Raw genomic sequence first — 13,969 nt, 5'->3', positions numbered from 1 at the left:
GCAATGCTTACTTCGCCGACAAAGCGAAGTCGCCTCGCATATCGCGCCACACGCAGTGAATGTGATTGGCCGGGTTGCCTGAGACGTCCGGCTGAGCGTTGACGAACTCAATTAAAAACGTTCTGCCTTGGATGCGGTAGTAATGCGGAACACCTTTCTTCAGTCCACCGGCCCAGGCAAAGTGGATGCATTCCCAGCCAGCTTCCTTCAGGTCGGCATAACGCTTGGCGGCAACATCTTGCGGCATTGCCGTGATATAGGTGTCGATCAACGTCGTCAGCGTTGCCATTTCGTTTTTATTGAGGTCTCCCCAAGCGATGCCTTCCGGAGCAGTTTGCGGCGGGTGAGGTTCGCCCGCGTTACGAATTTCGGCTGGGCACTTTTCTGAGATGATCGCCACTTCACGCTGGGCTGGGGCCATCATGTTGATTAAGTGGAATCCAAGCTCTTCTTCCTTCTTCAAGATCTCCATCCCCTCGGGGAAGCCATCGAAGTTGTAATCTTCTTTCAGCTCGGCTGGGTTGGTCGCGAAGAACTGTGGCGTAGCCGAGATAACATTATCCCCTTCGACCACGAAGTTCAACGAAAGGTGATGCCCTTCAAAACTCAACGCCCAGCGTTCGCCTTGCTTCGGTTCGCCAAAGATCGAAACGTAGTAGCGAAGCGGATCACGAATCGGGCCCGACTTTTGGACGTGCTTCAGCAATGATTCGTTTTCCATAATCTTGTCGGTCTTCTCGTAACCGATTTGGCTTAATGCAACTTGCAGCAACGCGTGCGTTTTGGCTCGCTGCTCGTCGGTCATGTCCCGCATCATCAACCCCTTGCGTTGGTCTTTGGGGATGAAGTGCCAACCGAGGCGTTCTTTGCTGTCGTACGGATAAAGCACCACTTTTCGTTGATCTTCGTCCAGCGAATCGACAAACAACGCGGCAGCGCCGGTCATCTTCGTTCCAGTTCCGGCAAGACGGTAGTAAGTGTAAGCGGAGGTAACGCTCGCCAGAGCAACGATCAGCGTGACAGCTGCAAGCAGACTTTTTCGCACGGCAAATCCTTTAGCAGGGGAAGCAAGGAAGGTAGGATTGGTGGGACAGGTTTGTCGCGACTTTGTGAAATCGCTAGATTATCAGTCGGTTGAGTTTCGGATTCGGACGCGAGTTATTGAGATCTGGCCGATCTGAGGAATTCAACTGGCTGTTAAATAAGTTACCATGAGAATTGGCCATTTGCATCCCGCAACCCCCGATTGCGTCGAACTTTGACACCTACCTTGTTACCTGCCATCCGGAGACCATCATGCGAAAGTATCTGCTTCTGGGGTTTTTAGCCGTCATGTTCACCTCTTCGTCGTTGCTCGCGGCCGATCCTGCTAAAGAGCCTCTCTGGCCCGAGGGAGCCCCTGGCGCAAAAGGGACGGAAGAGAAAGACATCCCCACAATTACTGCCTATTTGCCAGCTTCTGAAATTAACACTGGCTGCGCTGTCGTGGTTTGCCCAGGGGGTGGTTACGGTCATTTAGCCACCGGACATGAAGGGGTTGAAATCGGAGAATTCTGGAACAAGCAAGGTGTCGCGGCCTTCGTCGTCGAGTATCGTCATTCCGGCCGTGGCTACAAGCATCCCGCTCCACTACAAGATGCCCAGCGTGCCGTACGAACCGTGCGTGCTCGAGCAGAAGAATACAATCTCGATCCCAACCGCATTGGCATCATGGGATTCTCGGCCGGTGGTCACTTGGCCTCATCGGTCGGAACTCACTTTGACGCAGGTAATCCCGATGCGAAAGACCCCGTCGAGCGCGTCAGTTCGCGGCCGGACTTCATGATCTTGTGCTATCCTGTGATCGCTTTCGACAAGCCTTACACGCACAAGGGATCGCAAAGAAATCTGCTAGGGGATGACGCTCCGGCAGAGTTGATCGAGAAAATGTCGAGCGAGCTGCAAGTCACCAAGGACACTCCACCAACCTTCTTGTTCCACACGACCGAAGATACGGGTGTGCCGCCGCAAAACAGCATCGTGTTTTACATGGCATTGAAGGAGAAGGGAGTTCCTGCCGAAATGCATGTCTTCGAGAAGGGACGTCACGGTATCGGCCTGGGTAAGAACGTCCCTGGTTCATCCGCATGGCCTCGTTTGTGCGTTATGTGGCTCAAGAACCAAGGAATGATCCCAGATAAGAAATAACCCCCATTTCTGGTTCCATCAGCCGGTTATCTTGGCGGACCGGCCCCGGTTAATATCATGCCCACGCGTGGCAGATCAACATCGGCCGAGCGCGGCGGACTCCACATCCGTCGATGCTCGCCGATAGCAGCCGGCCAAGCAAATACCTCTTCGGCGTCATCTCACGCCCTACAGCCGGCATAATCCAGACAGACACTCCAACAAAGTCTCAATACCGGTGTGGTCCAAACCGCACGAAAGCGGGCTAAACCGTAGACTTTCACAGGCATTACCTTGCCAGAAAAGCCTATTGGGACAGAACGATATCATGATCGTCAGTGAAACGTTTCTTAGCCACGGCCTCGAGTCGTTGGTTACCTTTAATCCAATTTGCATCCGGCCTGAGACACAGTTGGACGAGCTGTTGGAACGCCTTTACTCCACCGGCTTCCACCACTGGCCGGTCGTTGATCTGGACAAGAAACTAATTGGCATCATCTCCGATCAAGATATCGTGCGGGCCGCTTCCGAACGAGAAGCAGCTTCCGAAACGTTTCAAATGCCGCGAGAATCGCTGCGTTTGTCGGTCTCTGAATTCATGCAGAAGCGAGTCGTGACGATCGATTCCCAAGAAAAAGGTTTCACCGCGTTATCCCGTTTCCTGCAACATGGCTTTCATTCGCTGCCAGTGATCAAGGAAGAAAGAATCCTGGGAATGATCACGACCAGTGACTTCATTCGAGAGTTCTCGTTGAGCGCCCATCCCGCCAAAGAACTTCCCGTTACTGAGGTTTATGACAAGACCCCCGTATTGTTCGACTCGGAAGCCACTCTTGACGACATGCGGGTCGAGTTATTGTGCGAACGAGCCAAATACTGCATCGTCACCCAAGGAGACTGTGCTCTAGGGGTTCTTTCCGATCGTGATCTTCGCCGCTACAAATGCCGCGAGATCGCTCAGACCCTTTTCTCCCAAACTCAGACGAAAGCCACACGCGCGATCGACATGATTTGCTCAACGCATCATGTCCCGAGTTGTGCGACACTCGGCAGCGTTGCCCAGTGGATGCAGGAAGAGCAAGCGACGGTGGTGATGGTTCGTGGTCGCGACGCCTTAGAGACCGGCGTGATCTCGCAAGAACACATCCTGGCTTACCTAGCGGAATACGAAGCGAACCTCAACTGATGGAAAGCTCACTTGCCCAGCAAAGTGAGCCGTTCGACTTCCAGAGGAAAGTCAGCGTACGTTCGAAGACTGCTGGCCTTCGCTGAAAGCACTCGCACCTTAGCCGTATTGCCGACCGCGGGTCGGTTGTTACGGCGTGCTTCCAAATCGACTCGCTTCTCAGCACGATCCAAATCTTGCTTTCGATCGTTGTTCTGTTTGATCTCAGCCTCGAACTGTTGCTGCGTTTGCAGGCGACGCGTACGCAATACATCACGACCGGAGGTCAACCGTCGCCCCTCGGCTTGGACCAGAGTCAGATCGCGCTCGTAGTTGTTCACCAAACGTTCCAAACGGAAGATCTCGCGTTGTAGCCGATCCCGCCGCGTCGGTTCTTTTGTTTTATTCAGCTCTTCATTAAGGCGAAAGATATCGTCGACCAGGAGCGACAATTCGCGTCGGATGACGCGCTGTTGAGCTTCAAGCTGCCCGATCGACACATTAAGCGGGGCTTCTGCCTGATCGAACTTCTGTTGTTCTTGCGCCCAGTCGCTGCGCAATTGATCGATCCGATCCGAAGCTTGTTGTTTATCAATTTCGATCTGCTTGCGTCGAATCGCGATCTCCTGTTCCGTTTGCATCTTCTGCATCTGCTCCTTCTGCAACGCGTCGTCCTTGGCGTCTTGTTGCTCGGATGTCGAGGCAGTGAACAGGGTGGTTACGTCCTGAAAGTTGTTGTCAAACTCGACCTGACGTTTGCCCACCAGGGCCGGGGTGATCGCATCGCGTGCTCGCTGAACCAAGGCGGATGAAACATCGCCAGAGCGAGGCCCTTCATAAAAGCCAAACAGTCGTCCGAGCATGCGGATTGTCTCGACCACTTCGGTTTCGTCCGTTCCGTTCAATTCAGACGTAGGCATCCCTTTACCCAGCCGCATCACTTGGACAAGCGCCGTATCAAACTTCTCTTGTAGCGTTCGCACCCAAATTAGGCCGCGCCAACTTGGATAGTGCTTGTCGTCAACTTCAATCGCTGCGGCAAATGCTGCGGCCGCTTCGTCGTATTGATGATGTCGTAAGAAAGCTAAGCCGGTCGCATAAAAGACATCCGGGTCGCGCAATTGCTGGGCGGTTACTTTACCCCGCCGAACCACATCCATTCCGTCGGGTCCGACTTGCCAACCATCTTTGAGAAGCAATTCAACCAATGCATGGGCATCGTTTGCTTCCGCGACTTGCGACGCACCGGGCACACCAAGAGCAAGACAACAAGCAAAAGCCGCTGTCCACGAGAGAATCCTTGGGGTTTTCAATATCACGAACCACTCCCCGCGCCTGCGAACATCAAGAAAAGCGTCTTACGGGCCTAACAGAACAGCCCACCGTATCGTAGGAACGTTCTGCAAAATTGACAAGAAACTTTTCATCGAGCGGCGTTGGAAGCCTAGGTCGAGCCGATCGAACTCGGATCAAATAGAAGAGGGAAGAACTGACCTTCCATCTTTTGTCCTTGAGCAATCGGTGGTACGCCGGTCAGCAGTTCTTCATTCTTGTCGCTGACGACCCCGTCGCGGAAGGCGTTCACCACGACAGCGCGGCGTGGGCGATCAATGCGATTTTCGAATGAACCGTGCACGGTCAAGGCATGATGGAACGTCGCTTCGCCAGTTTTCAGCTCAGCAGCTACCGGATGCTGAAATTGTTCCCACTGCTCGTCATTCAACACTTCGCGAATTGCTTCCATGTTGCCCGCCAAGCCGGTGATCGGCAGCAAGTCCCACTTGTGACTTCCCGGGATGTACTGCACGCAGCCGTTCTCATTGGTCGCATCGTCCAAACCGATCCAACAAGTGAGGTGAGCGATCGGTTTGGTGCGCGTCCAATACGAGTAATCTTGGTGCCAGGCCACCACGCCACCATGCTTAGCGGGCTTACAAAAAAGCTGATCGTGCCAAAATCGGACGGAACCACCCAATAACTGGCTGGCCGCCATCACGAAGCCCGGTGCCCACAACACGTCATGAAATGCGGGCCGAAGTCGCCACGCCCCCAGCGCGTGAAAGAGAACTGTTTCCGGAATGGTCGACTCGTTGGTGTGATACTCGTACCACAGCTCTTGCCCCTCGTGATCCGCCTCGAAGAACTCTGCCAGTTCCGACTTCAGTGCTTCGATCTGCTCATCATTCAAGATCTTCACGCCGGCGAGAAAACCTTGCTCGTGGAAGGTATCGATCTGATCTTTCGATAATCGATACGGCTCCCAACCGGCGGCATCGGTCGGCCAGGAAAACAAATCGGTGGCAAGCTCATGAAGTTCAGACCAGTCTCGGGCCATGGGGAGATTCTCACTGCGGAAGAGGGCGGGGCGGGTAATCAGAAGCAGGCTTGTTTATCGCAAGCCTGCGTTGGGAAATCAAGTCATCGAGCCGAGCGACCATGCTTTGCTTGGCCCAGGTTAATGGGAATGGTCGTGGCTATGATCGTGGTCGTGCGAGTGATCATGCCCATCGTCATGAGAATGGTCATGCGAATGATCTGCCTGGCTGCCGGCCGGATGCAGGTCATTGAAGTGAATGTGCAACTTGGGACGCGTTTTGACGAGTTCCGACATCCCATCGTCGGTCAACTGGGTACCATCTGCATAGAATGACTGCAGTTGCTCGATTTTGGCCAACGAAGGCACAGCCGCATCCGTGATCGGGCTATCGATCAGATGCAAGTAGAGGATCGTCTTACTTTCGCTAATCTTTTCGATTGCCGCATCCGTTAATTGGGGTGATCCGACTCGTAATAGTTCCAACTTCGGCAGTGCGGCGATTTTGGCGAGTCCCTCATCGGTCAATGCACTAGCCGGCAAGTTGACGATCTCCAGGCTTTCGATCTGGGCGATGGTTTCCGCTTCAGCATCGGTTACCGCGGTTTGATCGAGTCGCAGTTCGCGAAGCGTCTTGGCCTTCGACAACGCTTGTAATTGTTCGAGAGGAACCTCGGATTTTACGACGTGAATGCTATCGGTAACGCCAGTCTCAACATCTTGCAACTGACTCTCAAAGCTTGACTCACCAGCTTTCTGCTCCTCCTGACTCGGAGGCTTCACGAAGCAACCAGAAAGCAGCAGGATCAGTGATAAAAGGAAAAAGGAACGCATCAGTCTCTCATTCAGAAAGGGGTGTGAGCCGTCACTTAGCCACATCGGGGGCATCGTATTCGATAGCGAGTCAGTCCACCGCCGCGCGAAGTGCCGGATGTCATGATCTCGCCACATTTCGGGCAATAGTCGGGCATCGTGTCATCTTCGCCGTCGTCATCTTTTTGCTGACAAGCAACGCAAATCTTCGTGTCCGGAAAGATCTCTAACCGCTCGGCAGGAATCGTCTTTCGGCATTGCTCGCAAACGCGACCATCCCCCCAATCTTCTTCGTCGTCTCGCGGGTAATCGATCCGCAGCCCAACTCGGCCACATTCGCCGCAAACGAGCTTGCTGCCGTTCCGCTCAAATAATTCTTCAATGATTGCCGAATCAGGATTTTCTTCCCGGCGCAGCATTCCAACCTGGTGCAAAAGCCGTAGTTTCTCCCCCGTGGCGACCAAGCGGTGCCAGTGACAATCAGGGCAACTAATTTCTCTCAGCATGAAATATCGGGGCAATCAACCGCCGTGCAGTTAGGCTATCGTTTTCAGACCGGGGGCAAGTTAAGATAGAAAATCCCACAACCACCCGTCCTCTCCCCCATTATGGGGCGAGCGGATCCAAAAGTAGATGGCGGATCCATCTTGGCGAATCAACCGTCCACTTCATCCCGTATTGTTGCAAAAATCCCCTCCCTCGGAGAGCACCATTCATGTCGACACGTATTTTTCTGTCTTTGGCTTGTTGCCTTGGTTTGGCTTCGTTTGCCCACGCTCAGGAATTCCTCAGCGGAATCGAATGGCCCGAACCACAAGTCGTGACCCCTGGCGAAAAGCCATCCGATGCACCTTCCGATGCGACGGTATTGATCGGTACCGACGGTATGTCGGCTTGGAAGGGTGGCGATCAGTGGAAGTTTGAAGACGGTGTCGCCACGGCTGCCAAAGGGGGGATCGAAACCAAAGAGAAGTTTGGTGACGTGCAAGTTCACCTGGAATGGGCCGCCCCTGAAGAAGTGAAGGGAAAAGGTCAGGGCCGCGGTAACAGCGGGCTCTTCTTCATGGGCAAGTACGAGATCCAGATTCTCGACTCGTACGACAACGCCACTTACTTTGACGGCCAAGCCGGTGCTGTCTACAAGCAATCGCCTCCGATGGTCAATGCGATGAAGAAGCCAGGCGAGTGGAACACGTATGACATCATCTTTAATCGTCCGGTGCGAGACGAAAAAGGGGATGTGATCGCTCCGGCTCATGTCACCGTGATCCATAATGGTGTCGTGCTGCAGAACAGCTATCCGGTCCGCGGAAGCACCAACTGGCACAAGCCACCAGCTTATGAACCGCACGGTGAAAAAGGGAGCCTCAGCCTCCAGTTCCATGGCAACCCTGTGAAGTTCCGCAACATGTGGGTTCGGGAAATCAAGCCAATCGAGCCGACCTTCGTTCCTGAAGACACGGAGATGGTTCGCTACAAGGCCGACTGGCACACAGAGAAAATGAAAGCCGCCCCCGCGGAAGAAACCTCGGCCACCCCAGAAGAAAAGTCGGAAGTGCCAGCCGAGACGAAAGACGAAGCAAAAACCGATGGCGAAACGAAGCCAGAAAAAGCTACCAAGGAAGAGAAGTAACGCCTCAGTAGTTCTCGTAAGAAGCAGCAAACCAACACGCGACGCACTCGGAACGGGTGCGTCGCTTTTTTTAAGCAGGATAATCTTTCATGCTTGTTCGTGTCCTTGTTTTGGTAATTTGCTCATTTTCGGTCTGCGTCTCCCCGGTTCTAGGCGATGAATCAAACACGCAACTAGATGAAGCGTTTCGTCCAAAGGCGTTGTGAATGACCCCTCCGCTACTTACGACAGGTAAAGAATTTAGGAAGTACGTGGGAAAGTTAGTTGCGATTCGCGGCAAAGTCTCCAATACAAAAATACCGGATATACTCGGTGTGGCGATCGCCTATCCGCCGGGGGAACTTCGCGGGCAGGAAGCTTATGCTGTCGGGATTCTCGGCGAATGGACGGTCACCAAAGAGCAAATGGAGGAAACTCTTCGTAAGAACGGCCCCATTGCCACCCGCGGTCCCGGAACGCACTACACGCTCTACAGCGACCTGTCATTTACGCCCTCAGAAGCAAAGCCGTGGCCCATTAAGCAACCAGCCAAAGGGGATCGCTAGCTCTGCATTCCCCCCAAATGCCGCAAAAACCCCCACCTTGAGGCAGTCTGCAAGCCTGGGTCAGGGGCTGTAACTCGTGTGATAGGCCGCATTTACATAACTATTACACAGCTTCGACACGCCGTTTACCCTAGCCGAGACGATTCCTCTTACAATTCTCGCATCAGAGCAACTCTTCAGCCGGACTGCTAAAGGATGCTCTTTGTTACTCTCCCCCGCACTGATCGAGATTGAAGGAATACCCATGTCGATCGTAACTGAAAAAGATGATCCATCGCTGTTGGGCGAAAGCAATCTCGCCGAGAAGCGTAAACCTCGTAATATTAAGAACCGCAAGAACCAGCCGAACCGCCCGCGACAATCCAAGCCGATGTCGCAGCGTTTCCGCCACGGTGGAGCCTGGCCTACGATCATTTGGATCGCCCTGATCCATGTTGGCGCCTTGGCCGCTCCATTCTGCTTTACGTGGTCTGGCTTGTTCACTGGTATCTTCCTGTACTACTTCACTGGTTGTGTCGGCGTGACGCTCGGTCTGCACCGCTACCTGACGCACGCTGGTTTTAAGACCACCAAGCCGGTTCGCTGGGCGTTGGCGTTCATCGGTCAGTTGTCAGGCGAAGGTTCGGCCCTGGACTGGGTTGCTACTCACCGTAAACATCACGCCCATAGCGACAAAGAAGACGATCCTCATTCGCCGCTTGATGGTGCCTGGTGGGCTCATATCATCTGGCTCTTCCCACACCACACCGGTCCACAAAAAGACGAACTGCACATGCGTTGGGGACCTGACCTTCGCAAAGACAAGGTCATCTGGTTCTTCCACAAGACCTTCATCGTCTGGCACTTGCTATTGGGTGCTGCTTTGCTTGGCATCGGCTACGCGATTGGTGGTTGGTACACCGGCATCTCGATGGTTGTCTACGGCATGTTCCTCCGCTTGACGGTCCTGCTGCACGTCACCTGGTTCGTGAACTCGGCCACGCACATGTGGGGCTACCGCAACTACGAAACGACCGACAAAAGCACCAATCTCTGGTGGGTTGGCTTGGCTGCCTTCGGCGAAGGCTGGCACAACAACCACCATGCTTATCCCCGCATGGCTGTGCATGGCCACAAGTGGTGGGAATTCGATCTTACCTGGAATGTTATCCGCGTCATGCGAATGACGGGCATGGTCTGGGATGTGGTCGACTACAAGCAAAAGACCAAGGATGGGGCGTTGAAGGTCTAAGTTCGCCTCGCATCTGATGGACAATTAAGATGGCTGCACCACACAAAGGTGACAGCCATCTTTTTTGCGCTCATATAAATCCCAATGATTGAAGCTCTCCATCGGCTGTTGCCGTCCGCCCAACGAATCATTCCGACAGCGTTTCATGTGACGGTAGATAACGTCATCCAAGCACTGGAAGAATCCGACGTTTCCTTCGTTATCCATCGCTTAGGCAAAACCGATTGGGAATTGGAAAGCTCAGAGATGGATGACATTGAGATTCTGGCCTTGCTCAACATGCACGAGGTTGGCCATCAAGGGTTGCTGCTGATCGAGACCGAAGCTTGCTCGACGCACGGCATTTCCTATCTGTCGTGTCCCGCCGAGCGACTCGGCGAGTTCGTCAGCGCCTATCCGGCAAATCTCGAATTAGACGATAAGACAGTCGGCACCTTCTTCGATAGCGACGTCATTATGCTTGGCGAGACCAGCCGTACGCTGACAATCTATCATCACGGCGGGGTTTACTGTCACGTGAGATTACCGGCCCTCTAAAGTTCCGTTTGCCCGACTGGCGGCTTCAAGACCGTTTTCAGAAATTCGAAGTACTTTGGATCTTCGTCAGCAAACAAATCTCGGCCCTCTGCCATGTAAGCCCGGGCAAGTTGATCGCCAGCTTGCTTATTGTCTCCTAGTTCATACGCACACTGCCCCAAACGCAAATGTATGAACGCATTCCCTAGCCCCCCAGGACAATGCATCGCGTCAGCAAATGAAGTGATTGCGTTATTAAATTTCTGCAATTTAAAGTAAGCATCGCCCATAGAAGCCAATATCCAGGTTGAAGCTTCCCAACGTTCTCTCGGCTCGGGGACAAGCTGCCAGGCTTGATTGAAGGCGACAAGTGCTCCTTCACAATCGTCTCCCTCAAGCATCATGTTGCCATCGTCACAATGATTTTGAATTCGATAAAACGTTCCTCGATCCATTTCCATGAATCGCACTCCAGTCGATTTCGGGTTAGTTATGTTGAGCCATCGTCTTGGGGCTCGACGTCAAGAGAATCCTTCTCCTCCTCATCCCCGTTAGGAATGAACTGATAGCCTGCATCGCGAATCGTGATGAAGTACTTTGGCTTCGACTTGTCCTTTTCAAACATCTTTCGCAGCCGGGCTATGAACTGGTCAGGCGCGCGGGTTGAAACGTTGGCTGGCATCTCCCATACTTCCCGCAACAATTCCTGCTTGGGGATAATCCTTTGCGGGTGGGTGACGAAGTAGTGCAGCAGTTTCGATTCAAGTTGTGTCAGGCGAATCGGTTTGCCACCAACGAACGCTTGAAAGCTGTCGAAGTCGATCTCGACGTCACCAAAGCTGTATTGATGAATCAGCTCGGCTTCCGGATCTTTCTGCGGTTGCCGACGACGTCGTAACGCCAGCAGGTTTTTGACCCGACTGAGAAACTCGTCCAGATCGAACGGTTTCATCATGTACTGGTCGGCTCCCACATCGAAGCCGCGCGTGCGATCCTCGGAAAGCGTGCGAGCACTGAGGATCAAGATCGGCATGTCCTCGCCGTTACTTCGCAAGGTCTCGCAGACGGCATAACCGCTCATGCCGGGCAACATGAGGTCAAGGATCACTAGGTCAATGTGGCCGGTGTTATCATCTACGATGCGCAGCGCCGCCCGACCATCTTCCGCGACCGATACCTGGTAGCCTTCCGCTTCCAAATTATATCGAATCCCGATCGCGAGATGCTCTTCATCTTCGACCACCAGAATGTGCGTGTCAGCGTTCGATTTCATCTTCTACCCAAGTTCCTACTTGTGTCCGCTATCTCTCTTTGGCAGCGGCTTCCTCCATGGCCTCTTCGTTAGCACGGGACTCGACCAGCGTTTTTGCCCCCGGTAAGGTCACCACGAACATCGTCCCACTTCCCTTAGGCGAATCTTTGACCCGAACTTCGCCCCGCATTCGCCGCACCAGGGTGCGAACCAAGTACAAACCCAGGCCGGTACCGGGCTTCTCGCGCTGAAGCTCTAACCCCAAACGCACAAAACGGCCGAAAATCTTACGCCGCTGCGAAATGGGGATACCTGGTCCATTATCGATAACTTCAACGACCGCTTCGTCATTGTATTTTACCCGCAGCTGCACTCTTACTTCGGGATCTTTCCCCGAATATTTTACCGCGTTGTCAATTAAGTTTCGAAAGATGATCTCAATATCGCCATGCAGGCCATGCATCGTGCAAGGAACGGTCTTCACCTTGATAGTATCCGGCGGCAGCCGGTAGAGCAGGGCGACCGATTGGGCACAGCCTGCCAGCACCTTATCAAGCCGCACCTCACCTTCCTCGGCATCATCACGGCGTCGATCGAGTCGCCCCGCTTCAAGCAGATGATTGATCAGGTGATCCAACCGCTCGACATCTTCCAGCATCGTTTCGTAAAACGCCCCCACCTTTTCCGGCGGAATCGAGCGACGATTGAGTGTCTGCAGGTAGAGCTTCAATGAAGCGATTGGGCTCTTCAGTTCGTGCGTCACGCTATCGATGAAATTTGCTTGTCTCTGATTGAGATTGATCGCCTTGATCGAGAGAATCATGTAAAACACAACCCCCGCCAGAATCACTGCCAGAAAGGTCGCCCCGATCGGCAGAAACGTGAAGTAGAAGGTGGCCGAGTTTGGATCTTCTTTGGCCGCAAAGACCGTGATAATGACCCAGCCGACGATCATCGCGATCAACAGCACGATCATGATCACGGCGATCGTGACGAGCAAACCTAACGGACGGCGACTAGACATGGTGGGGCAGTGGATCTCTCAAAGAAGCGTTCAGCAGTGTCAGCAGTCTGTTGATTTTCTGCTTCGTTAGCGAGTCATTTAGATTGGGGCGAGGGCAAGGCGTGAGTCCGCAGGCATATCCACTAGATATGTCGAGGAATTCACAACGCCGCAATCGCCCCAATCTCAATGATGTAGCCGATCTGAGAAATTCAACAGGCTGTTACCTGCTTGATTATACCCAGATTCGTCAATTCGCCGAGGCGGACATTACTTGTCCGCCTTATCACCCCAATCAGGCGTCAGCATTCCAATCCGCCAAGAGAACGCCCCATATGATTTGTCCTGCTTATCCTTATCCCACATACCCTGAAAAACAAATCGCAAGTCGTGCGGATCGATGGTCAGGGTCTGGTCATTATTCGCCCGCACGAGTTCACCATGGCTGACATTGTCCGTCCAAGCCGTTACGCCATCGGCTGGGCGAATGTTGGTATCGGCCGCGAACGGTTGTTGACGCGTTACGGCAAGCGGCTGCCAGGTGCCGTCGAGACGATCGGCCAGAAACGCCTTGAAATAGCGTCGACCATTCTCTTCGATAATTGTCAGGTACTTATTCATCCCCGCCAGCCGATAGGTGTGGCTGGCCTCGAAAATCTTAGCTTCCAAGGCCAGCTCGCAATGGTCCATCCCCTTGGGGAATTGCTCGAGCGAGGTCCACATCCGCCACATTTTGCCGTTGAGCGATGTAAAGAAGAGGTAGGCTCGGTCATCGTCACAGATCACCCAAAAGTCAAGGCCACCGACAGTGCGCGGATCATTAGGCCCGCCATCGAGCATCGGCGCGGCCTTGGTCCAGCTCTTCGGGTCGGCGATATCGGTCGTCGTGGAATACGCCACCATCATCTTCTTGTTGCCCGGTACGCCGACCTGGTAAACGAGATACCACTTTTGATGCGGCGTGAAGAATAAGACCTGCGGCGCACAGTAGTAGTCGCTATCACTAACATCCAAGATCGTTCGCGCTGATTTGTCCGCTTCTTCCCAATTGGCGAATGAACAATACTCAATTACAGAACGTCCCTCTAACTTCGCTGTCATGAAGACGTGCCACCTGCCGTCGTGAAAAACAACCGTCGGGTCCTTTTGGGCGTGGCTCGGATCTTTTGTGCGCTGTTCGGGGCTAATCAGTGGCGCACTACAAATCCATTGGCTTGGCAGGCGAAACTCAGTCGATTCTTCAGCCTGGACGACGCAAGGAAATAATACGACCACAACCAACAAAAGCCGCAGCATGGGGAATCTCACTGAATCGCGGACAAGAGGGAAGC

15 protein-coding genes are annotated in these 13,969 nt (G+C 53.5%); 6 read left to right on the top strand and 9 right to left on the bottom strand.

Annotation, left to right across the window (positions count from 1 at the left end; genetic code table 11):
• Positions 1 to 7: 7 nt before the first annotated feature.
• Positions 8 to 1,045, bottom strand: a complete 1,038-nt coding sequence (locus C5Y83_RS04700; protein WP_105328504.1) for a DUF3500 domain-containing protein — start codon at positions 1,043 to 1,045, stop codon at positions 8 to 10.
• 251 nt (positions 1,046 to 1,296) lie between these two features.
• Here C5Y83_RS04700 and C5Y83_RS04695 point away from each other — a divergent pair, with 251 nt between their 5' ends.
• Entirely contained in the window at positions 1,297 to 2,187 is an 891-nt protein-coding gene (locus C5Y83_RS04695) for an alpha/beta hydrolase (protein ID WP_105328503.1), read from the top strand.
• 307 nt (positions 2,188 to 2,494) lie between these two features.
• Complete coding sequence (locus C5Y83_RS04690) at positions 2,495 to 3,352, top strand: CBS domain-containing protein (protein ID WP_146117629.1); 858 nt, start codon at positions 2,495 to 2,497, stop codon at positions 3,350 to 3,352.
• An 8-nt stretch (positions 3,353 to 3,360) separates the two neighbouring features.
• Here the strand turns inward: C5Y83_RS04690 and C5Y83_RS04685 are convergent, their stop codons facing one another.
• The 4 genes from C5Y83_RS04685 to C5Y83_RS04670 all read right to left on the bottom strand — a co-directional run bounded on the left by C5Y83_RS04685 (position 3,361) and on the right by C5Y83_RS04670 (position 6,964).
• The gene (locus tag C5Y83_RS04685) at positions 3,361 to 4,650 is read right to left on the bottom strand and encodes a hypothetical protein (RefSeq protein ID WP_146117628.1); all 1,290 of its coding nucleotides are present in this window, start codon (positions 4,648 to 4,650) and stop codon (positions 3,361 to 3,363) included.
• A 125-nt stretch (positions 4,651 to 4,775) separates the two neighbouring features.
• Complete coding sequence (locus tag C5Y83_RS04680; protein ID WP_105328500.1) at positions 4,776 to 5,666, bottom strand: phytanoyl-CoA dioxygenase family protein; 891 nt, start codon at positions 5,664 to 5,666, stop codon at positions 4,776 to 4,778.
• A gap of 120 nt (positions 5,667 to 5,786) precedes the next feature.
• Positions 5,787 to 6,479 carry a hypothetical protein gene (locus tag C5Y83_RS29555; RefSeq protein ID WP_199194985.1) on the bottom strand — a complete coding sequence of 231 codons (693 nt, stop codon included), beginning with the start codon at positions 6,477 to 6,479 and terminating at the stop codon, positions 5,787 to 5,789.
• A 35-nt stretch (positions 6,480 to 6,514) separates the two neighbouring features.
• Positions 6,515 to 6,964, bottom strand: coding sequence for a TraR/DksA C4-type zinc finger protein (locus C5Y83_RS04670; protein WP_105328499.1), 450 nt, complete (start codon positions 6,962 to 6,964; stop codon positions 6,515 to 6,517).
• A gap of 209 nt (positions 6,965 to 7,173) precedes the next feature.
• Between C5Y83_RS04670 and C5Y83_RS04665 the strand changes: the two genes are divergently transcribed.
• The 4 genes from C5Y83_RS04665 (at position 7,174) to C5Y83_RS04650 (ending at position 10,404) form a co-directional block, all read left to right on the top strand.
• Positions 7,174 to 8,091 (top strand): DUF1080 domain-containing protein, encoded by a 918-nt coding sequence (locus C5Y83_RS04665; RefSeq protein WP_105328498.1) that lies wholly within the window; start codon positions 7,174 to 7,176, stop codon positions 8,089 to 8,091.
• A gap of 206 nt (positions 8,092 to 8,297) precedes the next feature.
• The gene (locus C5Y83_RS04660; protein WP_105328497.1) at positions 8,298 to 8,636 is read left to right on the top strand and encodes a hypothetical protein; all 339 of its coding nucleotides are present in this window, start codon (positions 8,298 to 8,300) and stop codon (positions 8,634 to 8,636) included.
• Between the two features lie 244 nt (positions 8,637 to 8,880).
• Entirely contained in the window at positions 8,881 to 9,867 is a 987-nt protein-coding gene (locus tag C5Y83_RS04655) for an acyl-CoA desaturase (RefSeq protein ID WP_105328496.1), read from the top strand.
• 84 nt (positions 9,868 to 9,951) lie between these two features.
• The gene (locus tag C5Y83_RS04650; protein WP_105328495.1) at positions 9,952 to 10,404 is read left to right on the top strand and encodes a hypothetical protein; all 453 of its coding nucleotides are present in this window, start codon (positions 9,952 to 9,954) and stop codon (positions 10,402 to 10,404) included.
• Here the strand turns inward: C5Y83_RS04650 and C5Y83_RS04645 are convergent.
• From C5Y83_RS04645 to C5Y83_RS04630, 4 genes are all read right to left on the bottom strand, one after another.
• The gene (locus tag C5Y83_RS04645; RefSeq protein WP_105328494.1) at positions 10,401 to 10,844 is read right to left on the bottom strand and encodes a tetratricopeptide repeat protein; all 444 of its coding nucleotides are present in this window, start codon (positions 10,842 to 10,844) and stop codon (positions 10,401 to 10,403) included. The two genes, C5Y83_RS04650 and C5Y83_RS04645, sit on opposite strands and share 4 nt — an antisense overlap.
• 29 nt (positions 10,845 to 10,873) lie before the next feature.
• Positions 10,874 to 11,656 carry a response regulator transcription factor gene (locus C5Y83_RS04640; protein ID WP_105328493.1) on the bottom strand — a complete coding sequence of 261 codons (783 nt, stop codon included), beginning with the start codon at positions 11,654 to 11,656 and terminating at the stop codon, positions 10,874 to 10,876.
• A 28-nt stretch (positions 11,657 to 11,684) separates the two neighbouring features.
• On the bottom strand, positions 11,685 to 12,659 hold the full coding sequence (locus C5Y83_RS04635) for a sensor histidine kinase (RefSeq protein ID WP_105328492.1): 975 nt from the start codon (positions 12,657 to 12,659) through the stop codon (positions 11,685 to 11,687).
• A 249-nt stretch (positions 12,660 to 12,908) separates the two neighbouring features.
• Entirely contained in the window at positions 12,909 to 13,934 is a 1,026-nt protein-coding gene (locus C5Y83_RS04630; protein ID WP_105328491.1) for a non-reducing end alpha-L-arabinofuranosidase family hydrolase, read from the bottom strand.
• Positions 13,935 to 13,969 lie beyond the last annotated feature (35 nt).

Source organism: Blastopirellula marina (genome assembly GCF_002967765.1).
Classification (GTDB): Bacteria; Planctomycetota; Planctomycetia; order Pirellulales; family Pirellulaceae; genus Bremerella; species Bremerella marina_A.
Note: the sequence above shows the minus strand (reverse complement) of the source record. Positions and strands in the feature narration are given on the sequence as shown.

Excerpts from the sequence above, each read along its gene's own strand:
- C5Y83_RS04695 (WP_105328503.1), top strand. The coding sequence starts at position 1,297 with ATGCGAAAGTATCTGCTTCTGGGGTTTTTAGCCGTCATGTTCACCTCT.
- C5Y83_RS04690 (WP_146117629.1), top strand. The coding sequence starts at position 2,495 with ATGATCGTCAGTGAAACGTTTCTTAGCCACGGCCTCGAGTCGTTGGTT.
- C5Y83_RS04680 (WP_105328500.1), bottom strand. The coding sequence starts at position 5,666 with ATGGCCCGAGACTGGTCTGAACTTCATGAGCTTGCCACCGATTTGTTT.
- C5Y83_RS29555 (WP_199194985.1), bottom strand. The coding sequence starts at position 6,479 with ATGCGTTCCTTTTTCCTTTTATCACTGATCCTGCTGCTTTCTGGTTGC.
- C5Y83_RS04670 (WP_105328499.1), bottom strand. The coding sequence starts at position 6,964 with ATGCTGAGAGAAATTAGTTGCCCTGATTGTCACTGGCACCGCTTGGTC.
- C5Y83_RS04665 (WP_105328498.1), top strand. The coding sequence starts at position 7,174 with ATGTCGACACGTATTTTTCTGTCTTTGGCTTGTTGCCTTGGTTTGGCT.
- C5Y83_RS04660 (WP_105328497.1), top strand. The coding sequence starts at position 8,298 with ATGACCCCTCCGCTACTTACGACAGGTAAAGAATTTAGGAAGTACGTG.
- C5Y83_RS04655 (WP_105328496.1), top strand. The coding sequence starts at position 8,881 with ATGTCGATCGTAACTGAAAAAGATGATCCATCGCTGTTGGGCGAAAGC.
- C5Y83_RS04650 (WP_105328495.1), top strand. The coding sequence starts at position 9,952 with ATGATTGAAGCTCTCCATCGGCTGTTGCCGTCCGCCCAACGAATCATT.
- C5Y83_RS04645 (WP_105328494.1), bottom strand. The coding sequence starts at position 10,844 with ATGGAAATGGATCGAGGAACGTTTTATCGAATTCAAAATCATTGTGAC.
- C5Y83_RS04640 (WP_105328493.1), bottom strand. The coding sequence starts at position 11,656 with ATGAAATCGAACGCTGACACGCACATTCTGGTGGTCGAAGATGAAGAG.
- C5Y83_RS04635 (WP_105328492.1), bottom strand. The coding sequence starts at position 12,659 with ATGTCTAGTCGCCGTCCGTTAGGTTTGCTCGTCACGATCGCCGTGATC.
- C5Y83_RS04630 (WP_105328491.1), bottom strand. The coding sequence starts at position 13,934 with ATGCTGCGGCTTTTGTTGGTTGTGGTCGTATTATTTCCTTGCGTCGTC.